The sequence below is a fragment of the Streptomyces sp. NPDC003284 genome (assembly GCF_053589675.1).
This window is the reverse complement of record NZ_JBSFSI010000007.1, coordinates 307,944-323,918: the sequence shown is the minus strand read 5'-3', so window position 1 is coordinate 323,918 and position 15,975 is coordinate 307,944. Positions and strand designations below refer to the sequence as shown.

Genomic DNA, 15,975 nt, shown 5'->3' with positions numbered 1-15,975 from the left:
ACGCCGGTGTCCGGCTTCGGCGCACCGGCTGTCAGTGCCGCCCCGTAGGGTGGTCGCGCTATGACGAAGCCCTCACTCCCCGAACTCCTGCATGCCGCCGTCGCAGCCGTCGGCGGTGCGGAGCGCCCCGGCCAGGTGACCATGGCCCAAGCCGTCGGCGACGCGATCGACGACGGCTCACATCTGCTGGTCCAGGCCGGCACCGGCACCGGCAAGTCCCTCGGCTACCTCGTGCCGGCGCTCGCGCACGGGGAGCGGGTCGTGGTGGCGACGGCCACCCTCGCCCTCCAGCGCCAGCTCGTCGAGCGCGACCTGCCGCGCACGGTGGACGCGCTGCACCCGCTGCTGCGCCGCCGCCCGGACTTCGCGATGCTCAAGGGCCGGTCGAACTACCTGTGCCTGCACCGGCTGCACGAGGGCGTCCCGCAGGACGAGGAGGAGGGCCTGTTCGACCAGTTCGAGGCGGCGGCGCCCACCAGCAAGCTGGGACAGGACCTGCTGCGGCTGCGCGACTGGTCGGACGAGACCGAGTCAGGGGACCGCGACGACCTCACCCCGGGCGTGTCGGACCGGGCCTGGGCGCAGGTGTCGGTCTCCTCCCGGGAATGCCTGGGCGCCTCGAAGTGTGCCTACGGTGCGGAGTGCTTCGCCGAGACGGCCCGCGAGCGCGCCAAGCTGGCCGAGGTCGTCGTCACCAACCACGCGCTGCTCGCGATCGACGCCATCGAGGGCGCGCCGGTCCTGCCGCAGCACGAGGTCCTGATCGTCGACGAGGCGCACGAACTGGTCTCCCGGGTGACCGGTGTGGCCACCGGCGAGCTGACCCCCGGCCAGGTCAACCGCGCGGTGCGCCGCGCCGCGAAGCTGGTCGACGAGAAGACGGCCGACCAGCTCCAGACCGCCGCCGAGGGCTTCGAGCGGCTGATGGAGCTGGCCCTGCCCGGCCGCCTGGAGGAGATCCCGGAGGACCTCGGCTACGCGCTGCTGGCGCTGCGGGACGCGGCGCGCAATGTCATCTCGGGGATCGGCGCGACCCGCGACAAGTCGGTCCAGGACGAGGACGCCGTCCGCAAGCAGGCCCTGGCCTCCGTCGAATCCGTGCACGACGTGGCCGAGCGGATCACCGAACGCTCCGAGTGGGACGTCGTCTGGTACGAGCGCCACGACCGCTTCGGCGCCTCGCTGCGGGTGGCCCCCATGTCGGTGTCGGGCCTGCTGCGGGAGAAGCTTTTCACCGACCGCTCCGTGGTGCTCACCTCGGCGACGCTGAAGCTGGGCGGCGACTTCAACGGCGTCGGGGCGTCACTGGGCCTGGCCCCGGAGGGCACGGAGGGCGAGGACGTGCCGCAGTGGAAGGGCGTGGACGTCGGTTCCCCCTTCGACTACCGCAGGCAGGGCATCCTGTACGTCGCCAAGCACCTGGCGCGGCCCGCGCGCGACGGCGACCGCACGGACATGCTCGACGAGCTGGCGGAGCTGATCCGGGCGGCGGGCGGCCGGACACTGGGCCTGTTCTCCTCGATGCGGGCCGCCCAGCTCGCCGCCGAGGAGCTGCGCTCGCGCATGCCGGAGTTCCCGATCCTGCTCCAGGGCGAGGAGACCCTCGGCGAGCTGATCAAGAACTTCTCGGCCGACCCGAGGACGTGCCTGTTCGGCACCCTCTCGCTCTGGCAGGGTGTCGACGTCCCGGGCGCCAGTTGCCAGCTGGTCGTGATGGACAAGATCCCCTTCCCGCGTCCCGACGATCCGCTGATGAGCGCCCGCCAGAAGGCGGTCGAGGAGGCCGGGGGCAACGGCTTCATGGCGGTCGCGGCGACGCACGCGGCCCTGCTGATGGCCCAGGGCGCCGGGCGTCTGGTCCGCGCCTCCGGGGACCGGGGCGTGGTCGCCGTACTGGATCCGCGGCTGGCGACCGCGCGCTACGGCAGCTATCTGAAGGCGTCGCTGCCGGACTTCTGGTACACCACCGACCGCAACCAGGTGCGCAAGTCGCTCACGGCCATCGACGCGGCGGCGCAGGCCGCGGAGACGGAGCGGGCCGCGGCGGAGTGATCCCGGGCGGCAGGCACCGGCCGGGCCTCCCGGCCGGTGCCTGCCGTTCCACGCGTGGGCGGCGGGCGGCAGTGCCTGTACGGATGGCTCACGTGAGCGTGCCCAGCCGCCCGCCCGCGCGGGCAAGCGCCGTGGCCCGGGGTCCGCGGTCCGCGCGGGCCGACGCCGCGCCCCGGGCCCACGGTCGCGCAGCACAGCACAGGGCCCCGGAACCGGCGCAGAGGTTCCGGGGCCCGGTCAGGGGGCGGGAGGTGAGCCCGCCCGGCGGCGGTCTCAGACGCGCCGCAGCACCGCGACCACCTTGCCGAGGATGGTCGCGTCGTCACCGGGGATCGGCTCGTACGCGGCGTTGTGCGGCAGCAGCCACACATGGCCGTCCTCGCGCTTGAAGCGCTTGACGGTGGCCTCCCCGTCGATCATGGCGGCCACGATGTCGCCGTTCTCGGCGACCTGCTGGCGGCGGACCGTCACCCAGTCGCCGTCGCAGATCGCGGCCTCGATCATCGAGTCGCCGACGACCTTGAGGACGAACAGCTCACCGTCGCCGACCAGCTGCCGGGGCAGCGGGAAGACGTCCTCGACGGACTCCTCGGCGAGGATCGGGCCACCGGCCGCGATCCGCCCGACGAGCGGGACGTACGACGCGGCCGGCTTGCCGACGGTGTCCGTGGGCTGGAGCGTGGCCGCCTGGTCGGATCCGCGGACCTCGTACGCGCGCGGGCGGTGCGGGTCGCGCCGCAGGAAGCCCTTGCGCTCCAGGGCCATCAGCTGATGCGCCACCGAGGAGGTGCTGGACAGCCCCACGGCCTGGCCGATCTCCCGCATGGACGGCGGGTAGCCGCGCCGCTGCACGGAGTCCCTGATGACTTCGATCACTCGGCGCTGCCGCTCGGTGAGTCCCGAACTGTCCGCCCGGATGCCTGGAGGTCGGCCGGGCAGAGAGCGCTTGTGTGCCTCGGGATTCGCGGCTTCGTTCATCGCATGCACCGGCTCGAGTCGGCCCTGGGAGCGGTCCTGGGCGGTGATGGTGGCACTGTCTGCGGTGGTGGTCACGTCGGCCCCTCTCGATGGTCTCCCTCCGGCACAACGGTAGTTGCTTTCGAAAGGTTGCGCCAAACACACGTTCGAGTGAAAAAACGAGGATGGCGTGACTTGATCATGTGTGTCGGTGTATGGGTGGCGCGGTGTCCGGCAGACAAAAGGGCCTATTGCTGTACTCTTCACCGCCGGGGCGTGGGCCCGTGGCGGCGCGGCCCCAGTCTGCCACCGGGCGGCCCGCCCGCAGGGCGCCGAACCCTCTTCCGCCCGGGAGTCCCACGCGTCCTCCGTGCGGCGTTCACGGTATCTCCGTACCCCCGCGGCGGGCACGGGCGAGCACCGGAGTGTCCCGTTCCGCGTGTGCGGACGTACGGTGCGTGACCGTGTCCCGTCGGCGCTCCCGTGGCGGCCGTGCGACACGCGCGTATTTCGCAGCCCGTACGGGCCGATCCCTACATCTAGTGGTTGGATAGCTACAGCAGCCCAGAAGTTGTGGTGCCCCGGGTCTTGGACCCTCTCGTCATCGCCTATGCTGGGGGCTGCTTCGGCGGGGCCCATGAGGCCCGGCGAGGCCATCGAGTCTGCTGTGAGGAGGGTTGGAGCCCATGCACTGCCCCTTCTGCAGGCACCCCGACAGCCGTGTGGTCGACAGCCGTACGACGGACGACGGCACGTCGATCCGCAGGCGCCGCCAGTGCCCCGACTGCTCTCGCCGGTTCACGACCGTCGAGACGTGCTCGCTCATGGTGGTCAAGCGGTCGGGGGTCACCGAGCCCTTCAGCCGCACCAAGGTCATCAACGGCGTGCGCAAGGCGTGCCAGGGCCGCCCGGTCACCGAGGACGCGCTGGCCCAGCTCGGCCAGCGGGTGGAGGAGGCGATCCGGGCCAGCGGGAGCGCCGAGGTGGCCGCCCACGAGGTGGGACTCGCCATACTCGGCCCCCTGCGGGACCTCGACCTCGTGGCCTACCTGCGGTTCGCGTCCGTGTACCGGGCGTTCGACTCGCTGGACGACTTCGAGTCGGCCATCGCGGAGCTGAGGGAAGACGCGCGCCCCCCCGGCGCGGAGGACGGCGACGGCGCCGTCACGGGGGGCCAGGAAGACGATCGCGGGCGCGGTGGGACGGCTGAGGTCCCCCTGCCCGCGCGCGCCGCCGACTGATCGGCGGGCCCGGTCCGGACCGCGCGTCCGGACCCGGCCGGGCGGCGGCGAGGAAGACGGCTGCGGGCGGCAGCGACACACGTGCCCGCAGCACCAGACAGAACACCGTGTCTCGGAACATTCGGGGCACTTCTGGGCGTTTTCGCCCGTATCAGGGAGGCGGCATGACAGAGACGGCGAGCGGTCCGGCACGAGGTTCCCGCGCCAAGGGCGGCAAGGCGGGGAACAAGGGACTGCACATCGAGCGCATCCACACCACCCCCGGCGTGCACCCGTACGACGAGGTGAGCTGGGAGCGCCGTGACGTCGTCATGACCAACTGGCGCGACGGCTCGGTCAACTTCGAGCAGCGTGGCGTCGAGTTCCCCGACTTCTGGTCGGTGAACGCGGTCAACATCGTCACCAGCAAGTACTTCCGGGGCGCCGTGGGCACCCCGCAGCGCGAGACCAGCCTCAGGCAGCTGATCGACCGCATCGTGAAGACGTACCGGAAGGCCGGCGAGGACCACAAGTACTTCGCCTCGCCCGCCGACGCCGAGATCTTCGAGCACGAGCTGGCGTACGCCCTCCTGCACCAGGTCTTCAGCTTCAACAGCCCCGTCTGGTTCAACGTGGGCACCCCGCAGCCCCAGCAGGTCTCCGCCTGCTTCATCCTGTCCGTCGACGACTCCATGGAGTCGATCCTCGACTGGTACAAGGAAGAGGGCATGATCTTCAAGGGCGGCTCCGGGGCCGGCCTGAACCTCTCCCGCATCCGCTCCTCCAAGGAACTGCTGTCCTCCGGCGGCAACGCCTCGGGACCGGTCTCCTTCATGCGCGGCGCCGACGCCTCCGCCGGCACCATCAAGTCCGGTGGCGCCACCCGCCGCGCCGCCAAGATGGTCATCCTCGACGTCGACCACCCCGACGTGGAGGACTTCATCGAGACCAAGGTGAAGGAGGAGGAGAAGATCCGCGCCCTGCGCGACGCGGGCTTCGACATGGACCTGGGCGGCGACGACATCACGTCCGTCCAGTACCAGAACGCCAACAACTCGGTCCGGGTGAACGACGAGTTCATGAAGGCGGTCGAGCAGGGCGGGAAGTTCGGTCTGCGCGCCCGGATGACCGGCGAGGTCATCGAGGAGGTCGAGGCCAAGTCGCTGTTCCGCAAGATGGCCCAGGCCGCCTGGGCCTGCGCCGACCCGGGCATCCAGTACGACGACACGATCAACCACTGGCACACCTGCCCGGAGTCCGGCCGGATCAACGGCTCGAACCCGTGCAGCGAGTACATGCACCTGGACAACACGTCCTGCAACCTCGCCTCGCTGAACCTGATGAAGTTCCTCAAGGACGACGGCAAGGGCAACCAGTCCTTCCAGTCCGAGCGCTTCGCCAAGGTCGTCGAGCTGGTCATCACCGCGATGGACATCTCGATCTGCTTCGCGGACTTCCCGACCCAGAAGATCGGCGAGAACACCCGCGCCTTCCGCCAGCTCGGCATCGGCTATGCCAACCTCGGCGCCCTGCTGATGGCGACCGGCCACGCCTACGACTCCGACGGCGGCCGCGCGCTCGCCGGTGCCATCACCTCCCTGATGACCGGCACCGCCTACAAGCGCTCCGCCGAGCTGGCCGCGGTCGTCGGCCCGTACGACGGCTACGCCCGCAACGCGCAGCCGCACCAGCGCGTCATGAAGCAGCACGCCGACGCCAACGGCACCGCCGTGCGCATGGACGACCTGGACACCCCGGTGTGGGCCGCCGCCACGGAGGCCTGGCAGGACGTGCTGCGCCTCGGTGAGAAGCACGGCTTCCGCAACTCCCAGGCGTCGGTGCTCGCGCCGACCGGCACCATCGGCCTGGCCATGTCCTGCGACACCACCGGTGTCGAGCCCGACCTCGCCCTGGTCAAGTTCAAGAAGCTGGTCGGCGGCGGCTCGATGCAGATCGTCAACGGCACCGTCCCGCAGGCCCTCCGCCGCCTGGGCTACCAGGAGGAGCAGATCGAGGCGGTCGTCGCCCACATCGCCGAGAACGGCAACGTGATCGACGCCCCCGGTCTCAAGCAGGAGCACTACGAGGTGTTCGACTGCGCCATGGGCGAGCGCGCCATCTCCCCGATGGGCCACGTCCGCATGATGGCCGCGATCCAGCCGTGGATCTCCGGCGCCATCTCCAAGACGGTCAACATGCCGGAGTCGGCGACCGTCGAGGAGGTCGAGGAGATCTACTACGAGGCGTGGAAGCTGGGCGTCAAGGCGCTCGCGATCTACCGCGACAACTGCAAGGTCGGCCAGCCGCTCTCCGCCAAGACCAAGGACTCCGGCAAGAAGACCGAGGCCGCCGTGGACGCGCAGCCCAAGGTCGAGAAGGTCGTGGAGTACCGCCCGGTCCGCAAGCGCCTCCCGAAGGGCCGTCCCGGCATCACCACCTCCTTCACCGTCGGCGGCGCCGAGGGCTACATGACCGCCAACTCCTACCCGGACGACGGTCTCGGCGAGGTCTTCCTCAAGATGTCCAAGCAGGGCTCGACCCTGGCGGGCATGATGGACGCCTTCTCCATCGCGGTCTCCGTCGGCCTCCAGTACGGCGTGCCGCTGGAGACCTACGTCTCGAAGTTCACCAACATGCGCTTCGAGCCGGCCGGTATGACCGACGACCCGGACGTGCGGATGGCGCAGTCGATCGTCGACTACATCTTCCGCCGCCTGGCGCTGGACTTCCTGCCGTTCGAGACGCGCTCGGCGCTCGGCATCCACTCCGCCGAGGAGCGTCAGCGCCACCTGGAGACCGGTTCCTACGAGCCGATCGACGAGGACGTCGACGTCGAGGGCCTGGCCCAGTCGGCGCCGCGCCAGACCGACCTGAAGGCCGTCGCCACGCCGAAGGCCGCGGCCGAGGCGGCTCTGCCCGCCCCGCAGCAGGCGCACACCAGCGCCGAGCTGGTCGAGATGCAGCTGGGCATCCAGGCGGACGCCCCGCTCTGCTTCTCCTGCGGCACCAAGATGCAGCGGGCCGGCTCCTGCTACATCTGCGAGGGCTGCGGCTCGACGAGCGGCTGTAGCTGAGCCGACAACCGCACCATGAGGTGACGTGTAAGGGGCGCCGGCCATGGGCCGGCGCCCCTTACACATGTGCCCGTGCCGCCTGGCTACGGCCGGTCCGCGCCCATCACGGCGGTGAACCGCGCCGGGTCGCCCTCGTAGCCGCGGATCCCGGGACGGAACTGCCAGCTTCCGGAGCCGTCGCGGGCGAACTCCGCGACGACGGCCGCGGTCGCGCCCAGTACGCCGCCGAAGTCGTCCTCGGCGAGCACGGTGTAGCCCTCGCGGATACGCAGCCCCGGGTCGAGCACATCGGCGAAGGGCCGGTGCGCGCCCGTCTGCTGGATGACCACGCCGACCACCACGCGCGCGTAGCGCTCGGAGAGCCGGTCCAGCTCCAGGGTCATCACCTCGTCCCAGCCGAAGCCCTTGCCGTCCGTGCTGTCCCGGTTGAGAGTGATCGTGCCGTCGGGCGACCGGCTGTCGAAATGCACCAGATAGTCCGGAGCGCCGTACGGATCGCCCGCCAGGTAGGTGCCCGCCACTATGTCCAGATCGGTGGGCGGCTGCCCCGTGGGACTCGGATCCCACTTCAGCGCGACCTCGACCTTGCGGATCCCCTTGCTGAGCCCGCTCACCGGACCTCCCCTTCCCCGTCACCGTGCGCCCTGACTGTCCCAACCACCGGACTGCGCACGCTCGTTGTCCATCGTGCCACGGAGTCGGGGGCGCACGCGCGGGCGCTGTCCGCGCGAGAGTGACCGGCGCCACGCCCCAGGGCCGTACCATGGCGCGGTGCTGGTCAAGTGGATTCGCTGCACCGTGGTCGACCGCCGTGGGTTCGAGCGCGGGCAGCGGAAATGGGCGGGGCTTCTGGGGGAGCCGGGGTTTCGGGGGCAGGGGGGTGGCTGGAGCCGGGGACGGCAGGGGGTGGCGCACATCTTCGCCTTCTGGGAGAGCCGCGCCTTCTACGACTCCTTCATGGCCCGGTCCTACGACCGGCTCGCCGCCGCCCAGGCCGGGACCTTCAAGGACATGCGGGTCCGGCTCTTCGATCACCGGTTCGATGTGAAGACGGGCTTCGAGCCGCGCTTCACCGACGCCGACCTGGTGCGGGTGGCGCTCTGCCGGGTCCACGAGGAGCGCGCCGAGCACTTCACCCTGATGCAGGAGAAGGTCTGGAACCCGGCGATGGCCGGCTCGCCCGGCATGACCCGCGGCCTGTTCGGCGAGGCGCCCGGCAGCGAGTTCCTGGTGCTGTCCATGTGGCAGTCGGCCGCCGAGCACGGGAAGTACCGCACCGAACGGGTGGAGCGCCTCGCCCTGCGCGCCCAGACGGAGGCCGACGTGGCCGCCATGACCGGTGACATCGTGGAGCTGGAACCCGCCTGGACCGTGTGACCCCCGCCGAACGAGGGCCGCTCGATTCTCCGGTCCGCCCTCCTCCGATCTAGTGTTTTGGCATGGCACGACCACGGCGCATCGTTCTTGTCCGGCACGGCGAGTCGACGGGCAATGTCGATGACTCTGTCTACGAGCGCGAGCCCGACCACGCGCTCGCGCTGACCGAGCGGGGTCGGCAGGAGGCGGAGGAGACCGGCAAGGAGCTGCGCGACCTGTTCGGACGGGAACACGTCAGCGTGTACGTCTCGCCCTACCGGCGCACCCACGAGACCCTCCGCGCCTTCCACCTCGATCCCGGCCTCATCCGGGTCCGCGAGGAGCCGCGGCTGCGCGAGCAGGACTGGGGGAACTGGCAGGACCGCGACGACGTACGCCTCCAGAAGTCCTACCGGGACGCCTACGGGCACTTCTTCTACCGCTTCGCCCAGGGCGAGTCCGGAGCCGACGTCTACGACCGGGTCGGCGGCTTCCTGGAGAGCCTCTTCCGCAGCTTCGAGGCCCCCGACCACCCGCCCAACGTCCTCCTGGTGACCCACGGCCTGGCCATGCGGCTGTTCTGCATGCGGTGGTTCCACTGGACCGTGGCCGAGTTCGAGGCGCTGTCCAACCCCGGCAACGGCGAGACGCGGATGCTCGTCCTCGGGGACGACGGCCGCTACACCATGGACCGGCCCTTCGAGCGCTGGCGGGACCCGGAACCGTACGGCATATCCGGATAGACCGTACGGCATCTCCGGATAGAGTGGCCGGACGATGACCTCTGACTCCTCTTCCCCCGGGCGCCTGGAGCGCGCCCTCGCCAGTCTGCGCGGACTCTCGGTCGGTGACGCGCTCGGCTCGCAGTTCTTCGTACCGGCCGTCTATCCGCTCCTGCACCGCAGGGAGCTGCCCCCCGGCCCCTGGCAGTGGACCGACGACACGGAGATGGCCTGCTCCGTGGTGGCCGTGCTCACCGCACACCACCGCGTCGACCAGGACGCCCTGGCCGAGTCCTTCGCCCGGCACCACGACTTCGACCGCGGCTACGGCCCCGCCGTGAACCGCCTGCTGCGCCTCGTCCGCGAGGGCGGCGACTGGCGCGAACTGGCCTCGTCCCTCTTCAACGGCCAGGGGTCCTGGGGCAACGGCGCCGCGATGCGCATCGCCCCCCTGGGCGCCTGGTACGCCGACGACCCCGAGCAGGCCACCCATCAGGCCGAGATCTCCGCCTACCCGACGCATCAGCACCGCGAGGCCGTCGTGGGCGCCATGGCGGTCGCCGCCGCGGCGGCCCTGGCCGCGGCGCCCGGCGGACCACCGCGGCCCGAGGCGCTGCTGGACGGTGTGATCGCCCTGGTGCCCGCGCGCAGCGCCGTCGGCGCCGGACTGCGCCGCGCCCGCGACATGCTCGACTACGACGACGCGAACACGGTCGCCGCCGTCCTCGGCTGCGGACGGCGTACGACGGCGCACGACACGGTGCCCTTCGCGCTCTGGTCGGCCGCGCGGTGCCTCGGCGACTTCGAGGAGGCGTTCTGGCGGACCGCCCAGGCCGGCGGTGACGTGGACACCACCTGCGCCATCGTCGGCGGGATCCTCGCCGCGGCGGAGCCCGGCCGCCCGCCCGCCGAGTGGATCCACGGCACGGAGGCGCTGCCGGGCTGGCTGCCGGTGCCTGCCTGAGCGGGACCGCCGGACCTCGCGCCTTCCTTCGCGCTCCTTCGCGCCGCGATTCACGAATGCGATCCAGGGGGGCGGGGGTGGGGGTGCGGGCAGGAGCGGGAGGCGCTGTGGTGCCGGACGGCGGGCTGCGGGGGGCGTCGCCCGCCGTACCCCGGCGACGTTCCGGCCCGGTGCTGCTGTCGGTGTCGCTCTCGGTCGCGTTCCGGCCTGACGGTGCATCGGCCCTGCGGTGAGTGGGGGCGTGCGTCCGGCGTGCAGGCGTACGCCGGTTGCACAGCTGTGCGCGTATGTGAAGACGGCGGCCTCCACCGCGCGCCCCCGGACGCGACGGCGGCGGCCCCGCCGGTCCGCTGCGCCGGGCCTCGGCGGGGCGTCCGCGGCGGCGGTGCGGGCGCCGGGGGAAACCGGGGTGTCGCACCGGGTTCCGGGCGGCGTACGCTAAGGGCGCCATGCCGTACGAACCACCCACTCACACCGTCGAGCGCTCCCTTCGCGCCACGACCGGAGCGAAGGTCATCGCAGGTGTCGACGAGGTGGGGCGCGGCGCGTGGGCCGGGCCCGTCACCGTCTGCGCCGCGGTCACCGGACTGCGCCGGCCTCCCGCCGGTCTCACCGACTCCAAGCTCCTCACCGTCAAGCGGCGGACCGAACTCGCCGTGGTGCTGGAGAAGTGGGTGACGGCCTACGCCCTCGGGCACGCCTCGCCCGAGGAGATCGACGAGCTGGGGATGACGGCGGCACTGCGGCTCGCCGCCGGCCGTGCGCTCCAGGACCTGCCGGTCCGTCCGGACGCGGTCATCCTCGACGGCAAGCACGACTATCTCGGCGCGCCCTGGCGGGTCCGTACGGTCATCAAGGGCGACCGGTCCTGTGTGGCCGTCGCGGCGGCCTCGGTGATCGCCAAGGTGCGTCGCGACAAAATGATGGCCGAACTGGGTGCCGACCATGCAGACTTCGGATTTGCGGCCAACGCCGGGTATCCGTCGCCTGTGCACAAGGCCGCGCTGGAGGAGCGGGGGCCCACCCCGTACCACCGGCTGTCGTGGGCGTATCTTGATGCGCTGCCGCGTTGGCAGCACCTCAAGAAGGCCCGGATCTGGGCGGACGGAAGCGTTCCGGAGATCGAGGGCCAGCTCGGCTTCGACTTCTGACGGGACCGCCCGCCCGGAAGTGCCACCCGCCGCCGCGGGCCGCACCGACGTTTGATAGATATCAGCTCATGCCTCTCATTCCCGAGGAGCCTCAGATTCACGAGAGTGCCCAGGGTCCCCGCGTCACTCCGGCCACCGGCCGCACCGCGCCGACCCCTCGTCCCGTACCCGGCCCCCGTCCCGCGGCTCCGCCGCGTCCCGGTCGTCCCGGCCCCGTGCGGCCCGCTCCGCCGGCGCAGCGCACGCCGCGGGACACGGCCGCCACCAAGCCCGCCCCTTCGGGGCCGGCTGTCCCCGCCGCCCCGGCGGCTCCGCAGATCCAGCTGATCCCCGCCTCGGCCGAGGGAGCGCTCGACGCCGCCGAGGAAGCGGTCGACCTGCTCCTGGAGTCGGGTCGTGCCCCCGGGGAGGTGCTGGTGATCACCACCGGTGACCCGCACCCGTGGGCCACCCACGAGCTCACCTTCGGTGAGACGTCCTACTGGGCGCAGCACGACGCGGGCGACGACGTCTTCTACACGGACGCCGCCGGAACCTCCCGCGCCGCGTCCCGTGCCGTCGTCGTGGTCGCCGTCAACGGCGGCACCGGTGACGGCGTCGCCACCGCACTGCCGCTGGCCCACGCACGGGCCGGTGCCCTGCTGATCGTCTGCGGTGACCCGCAGCAGATCAACTCGGTGCTGGGCGTCGGCGTCTGAGACGTCCTGTCCCCGGCGCACGCGTCGGCCAGGACGTCCTGATCACGGGGGACGCAGGGGGGAGCGCAGAGCGACAGCCGTCGTTGCGGAACATCGCACGACGGCTGTTTCGGCGTGCCCGGAGGCCGCGTGGGCGCCGCATGGGCGTCCGGGGGGTAGGTGTCTGGGGGCGTGCGGGGTGCGCGAGTGGCGTGTGGGGGCATGCGTGGGCAAACGCGGGCGTGCGTGAGCCGGGCGTACGTGCGGGCGGGACGGATCCCGGGCGGCCCGGTCCGCTCAGTGGCGGTGGCCGGGAGCGGCTGCGGGCGTCAGCGGGCCGCAGCGCGGCTCAGCACCTCGGAGGCCGGGCCCCCGGTGCGTGGCGACGGCGGCCGGCTCTCCGTCGTACCGAGAGCCTCGGGCGCCGAGACGGCGCTCGGTCTGCGGCCGCCGCGCCCCTCGCCGAGCACCTGCCACCCGTCCCGGGTCAGCGTGATGTACGCGCCGCAGCGCAGCCCGTGCAGGGTGCACGCGTCGCGCAGCCCCCACATCCAGGCGCCGTCCTCCTCCGTCCACCGCGCGTCGCCCTCACGGCAGTAGAGCAGCACAGCGGTGCGCACCGGGGTGCGGCGCCGCAGGTCGTGCGGTATCACCCGGCGGAGCTGGGCGAGCAGGGCGTTGCGGAACATCCAGCCGTCGGCGGGCGCGGCACGGCGCACGAACGAGGCGCTGGCGCGCAGCCGCTCGTCCGGATCGAGCACGGCGACCACGGCGGTGGCCGGCCCGGGGCGGTGCCGGGCGTGGAGTCCGCTGACGACCTCACGGGGGTTGCGCAGCAGGGGGATTCCCGCGGCGGCCCACTCCGCGGGTTCGAGCACGCGATGGGCGGAGGCGGGGGACGTCGACAGCGAGGCCGCCGAGGACGGAGCGAATCCGAAGGTCACGTTCCTCCCTTCGGCTACGCGCCCATGACTGCGGGCGGGGCGGATGCAGGAGAGCGCACACCGCAGCAGAGCACTGCCGGGGTCACGGCCGAGCCGAGCGGGGAGCGGACTTCAATTCTTCCTGTCGAACTGGAATGCGGCAACGAGCAATTGAGGCCGCCGACCCTTTTCGGCTGACCCGCGCCTTATATCCCTACCCAGCGGTCCACCGCGTGACGCCCGGGGCGACCGGTCGGACACCTTACTGTCGTCTTTCCGTCATCACTGTCGTCTTCCCGTCATCCGCCCGCAATCTGTCCACCAGCGCCCTCACACGGGTACCCCGTGCCACGCCTCCTGCCACGCCCTCCGCGGCCGCCGGGCGACGGCGCGGCTACCGTGCGGGTCCGGCCGGTCCCGGTGGGTGAAGTGGCCCGTTGTCAGTGGCATCGGGTTGCATGGAGGCATGGAACAACTGGACCTCCGCGCCGAAGCCGATGCCGTCCTCGCCGAGCTGGTCGGCGACCCGGGCGGTTCGGCGCGGCTGCGGGAAGACCAGTGGCAGGCTGTGGCGGCCCTGGTGGAGGATCGGCGCCGTGCCCTCGTGGTGCAGCGCACCGGCTGGGGCAAGTCGGCGGTGTACTTCGTGGCCACCGCTCTGCTGCGCAGACGCGGCGCCGGTCCGACGGTGATCGTCTCACCGCTGCTGGCGCTGATGCGCAACCAGGTCGAGTCCGCGTCGCGGGCCGGTATCCGGGCGCGCACCATCAACTCCGCCAACCCGGAGGAGTGGGACACGATCTACGGGGAGGTCGAGCGCGGCGAGACCGACGTCCTCCTGGTCAGCCCGGAGCGGCTGAACTCGGTGGACTTCCGCGAGCAGGTGCTGCCCAAGCTGGCGGCCACGACCGGCCTGCTGGTGGTCGACGAGGCGCACTGCATCTCCGACTGGGGACACGACTTCCGCCCGGACTACCGGCGGCTGCGGTCGGTGCTCGCCGGGCTCGCCCCCGACGTGCCCGTCCTGGCCACCACCGCGACGGCCAACGCGCGCGTCACCGCGGACGTGGCCGAGCAACTGGGCACCGGCGCGGGCGAGGCCCTGGTGCTGCGCGGCTCCCTGGAGAGGGAGAGCCTGCGGCTGGGCGTGGTCCGGCTGCCGGACGCCGCGCACCGCCTCGCCTGGCTGGCGGAGCACCTGGAGGAGCTGCCGGGCTCCGGGATCATCTACACGCTCACGGTGGCCGCGGCCGAGGAGGCCGCCGCCCATCTGCGCCAGCGCGGCTTCACGGTCGCCTCCTACACCGGTCGTACGGAGAACGCCGACCGCCTCCAGGCCGAGGAGGACCTGCTCGCCAACCGGGTCAAGGCACTGGTGGCGACCTCCGCGCTCGGCATGGGCTTCGACAAGCCGGACCTGGGCTTCGTGCTCCACCTCGGTTCGCCGTCCTCCCCGATCGCCTACTACCAGCAGGTCGGGCGTGCGGGGCGCGGTGTGGCACACGCCGACGTACTGCTGCTGCCGGGCAAGGAGGACGAGGCGATCTGGCGGTACTTCGCCGACACCGCTTTCCCGCCCGAGGCCCAGGTCCGCCAGACGCTCACGGCCCTCGCCGACGCGGGGCGCCCGCTGTCCGTCCCGGCGCTGGAGGCGGTGGTGGACCTGCGGCGCAGCCGACTGGAGACCATGCTCAAGGTGCTGGACGTGGACGGCGCGGTCAAGCGGGTCAAGGGCGGCTGGATCTCCACCGGCGAGCCGTGGAGCTACGACGCCGAGCGGTACGCCTGGGTGGCGCGGCAACGGGCGGCCGAGCAGCAGGCCATGCGCGACTACGTGAGCACGTCGGGCTGCCGTCTGGAGTTCCTGCGGCAGCAACTGGACGACGAGGGAGCGGCTCCGTGCGGCCGCTGCGACAACTGCGCGGGCCCGTGGGCCGACGTGTCCGTCTCCGACCAGTCGCTGACGACCGCCGCGCAGGAGCTGGACCGCCCCGGAGCCGAGATCGAGCCGCGCCGGATGTGGCCGACGGGCATGCCCGCGCTGGGCGTCGACCTCAAGGGCCGCATCCCGCCCGGCGAGCAGTGCTCGGCCGGGCGCGCCCTGGGACGGCTGTCCGACATCGGCTGGGGCAACCGGCTGCGCCCCCTGCTCGCGGAGAACGCGCCGGACGGCGTGGTCCCCGACGACGTCCTGCGGGCCGCCGTCGCGGTCCTCGCGGACTGGGCGCGCTCCCCGGGCGGCTGGGCGACAGGCGCACCGGACGCCCCGGCCCGCCCGGCGGGCGTCGTCGCGGTTCCGTCCACGACCCGCCCGCGGCTCGTCGGCTCCCTCGCCGAGGGCATCGCGACCGTGGGCCGCCTGCCCTTCCTCGGCACCCTGACGTACACCGGACCGGACGACGGCCGCGCGGTGCGCCGCAGCAACTCCGCACAGCGCCTCAAGGCGCTGTCCCAGGCGTTCACCGTCTCCGGGGAACTGGCGGACGCCCTGAGCCGCTCTCCCGGTCCCGTCCTGCTCGTGGACGACAGCACCGACTCCGGCTGGACCCTGGCGGTCGCCGCCCGCCTGCTGCGCCGGGCGGGCAGCGGACCGGTCCTGCCGCTGGTCCTCGCGACGGCGGGCTGATCCGGCGGCGGGGACCTGGACCTCGCCGCCCGGTTCCCGGGTCGGGCGATGCGCTTCCACCTCTACCTCTACGCCGCGAGCCGCGCGGGAGGGGAGGCAGCGGGAGAGGAGTTCACGGGGCAGGGGCAGGGGCAGGGGCAGGGGCGTGGGCGTGGGGATGGGGATGGCGGTGTCGGGTGGCGCCCCGTTCCCCGCGGCCTCGGCACGGTTCGGCGAGGTCCGGCCGGGGTGAAGCGGGTTGGGTTGACGTGTC

At 72.3% G+C, this 15,975-nt stretch carries 12 protein-coding genes; 9 read left to right on the top strand and 3 right to left on the bottom strand.

Features of this window, described 5'->3' with window-relative positions; all coding sequences use genetic code 11:
- The first annotated feature begins 60 nt into the window (after positions 1–60).
- Complete coding sequence (locus ACWDYF_RS17975; RefSeq protein WP_381739432.1) at positions 61–2,052, top strand: ATP-dependent DNA helicase; 1,992 nt, start codon at positions 61–63, stop codon at positions 2,050–2,052.
- Positions 2,053–2,325: 273 nt separating this feature from the next.
- Here the strand turns inward: ACWDYF_RS17975 and lexA are convergent, their stop codons facing one another.
- Positions 2,326–3,105, bottom strand: a complete 780-nt coding sequence (gene lexA, locus ACWDYF_RS17970) for a transcriptional repressor LexA (protein WP_018564690.1) — start codon at positions 3,103–3,105, stop codon at positions 2,326–2,328.
- A gap of 590 nt (positions 3,106–3,695) precedes the next feature.
- Here lexA and nrdR point away from each other — a divergent pair.
- Together nrdR and ACWDYF_RS17960 are read left to right on the top strand one after the other, a co-directional pair.
- Positions 3,696–4,250, top strand: coding sequence for a transcriptional regulator NrdR (gene nrdR / locus ACWDYF_RS17965; RefSeq protein WP_018564689.1), 555 nt, complete (start codon positions 3,696–3,698; stop codon positions 4,248–4,250).
- Between the two features lie 164 nt (positions 4,251–4,414).
- Entirely contained in the window at positions 4,415–7,303 is a 2,889-nt protein-coding gene (locus ACWDYF_RS17960; protein ID WP_018564688.1) for a vitamin B12-dependent ribonucleotide reductase, read from the top strand.
- 83 nt (positions 7,304–7,386) lie between these two features.
- Here the strand turns inward: ACWDYF_RS17960 and ACWDYF_RS17955 are convergent, their stop codons facing one another.
- Positions 7,387–7,917 carry a TerD family protein gene (locus ACWDYF_RS17955; RefSeq protein ID WP_018564687.1) on the bottom strand — a complete coding sequence of 177 codons (531 nt, stop codon included), beginning with the start codon at positions 7,915–7,917 and terminating at the stop codon, positions 7,387–7,389.
- 157 nt (positions 7,918–8,074) lie between these two features.
- Between ACWDYF_RS17955 and ACWDYF_RS17950 the strand changes: the two genes are divergently transcribed.
- The 5 genes from ACWDYF_RS17950 to ACWDYF_RS17930 all read left to right on the top strand — a co-directional run bounded on the left by ACWDYF_RS17950 (position 8,075) and on the right by ACWDYF_RS17930 (position 12,194).
- Positions 8,075–8,680, top strand: a complete 606-nt coding sequence (locus ACWDYF_RS17950) for a YdbC family protein (protein WP_381739435.1) — start codon at positions 8,075–8,077, stop codon at positions 8,678–8,680.
- 62 nt (positions 8,681–8,742) lie between these two features.
- The gene (locus tag ACWDYF_RS17945; protein WP_018564685.1) at positions 8,743–9,402 is read left to right on the top strand and encodes a histidine phosphatase family protein; all 660 of its coding nucleotides are present in this window, start codon (positions 8,743–8,745) and stop codon (positions 9,400–9,402) included.
- A 34-nt stretch (positions 9,403–9,436) separates the two neighbouring features.
- Positions 9,437–10,345, top strand: coding sequence for an ADP-ribosylglycohydrolase family protein (locus ACWDYF_RS17940; protein ID WP_037889009.1), 909 nt, complete (start codon positions 9,437–9,439; stop codon positions 10,343–10,345).
- A gap of 449 nt (positions 10,346–10,794) precedes the next feature.
- Positions 10,795–11,496, top strand: a complete 702-nt coding sequence (locus ACWDYF_RS17935) for a ribonuclease HII (protein WP_037889011.1) — start codon at positions 10,795–10,797, stop codon at positions 11,494–11,496.
- A gap of 68 nt (positions 11,497–11,564) precedes the next feature.
- Complete coding sequence (locus ACWDYF_RS17930; protein ID WP_078509711.1) at positions 11,565–12,194, top strand: hypothetical protein; 630 nt, start codon at positions 11,565–11,567, stop codon at positions 12,192–12,194.
- Between the two features lie 308 nt (positions 12,195–12,502).
- Here the strand turns inward: ACWDYF_RS17930 and ACWDYF_RS17925 are convergent, their stop codons facing one another.
- Positions 12,503–13,117, bottom strand: a complete 615-nt coding sequence (locus ACWDYF_RS17925) for a hypothetical protein (protein ID WP_381739438.1) — start codon at positions 13,115–13,117, stop codon at positions 12,503–12,505.
- 445 nt (positions 13,118–13,562) lie between these two features.
- Between ACWDYF_RS17925 and ACWDYF_RS17920 the strand changes: the two genes are divergently transcribed.
- Positions 13,563–15,722, top strand: coding sequence for a RecQ family ATP-dependent DNA helicase (locus ACWDYF_RS17920; RefSeq protein ID WP_389469938.1), 2,160 nt, complete (start codon positions 13,563–13,565; stop codon positions 15,720–15,722).
- Positions 15,723–15,975: the final 253 nt, after the last annotated feature.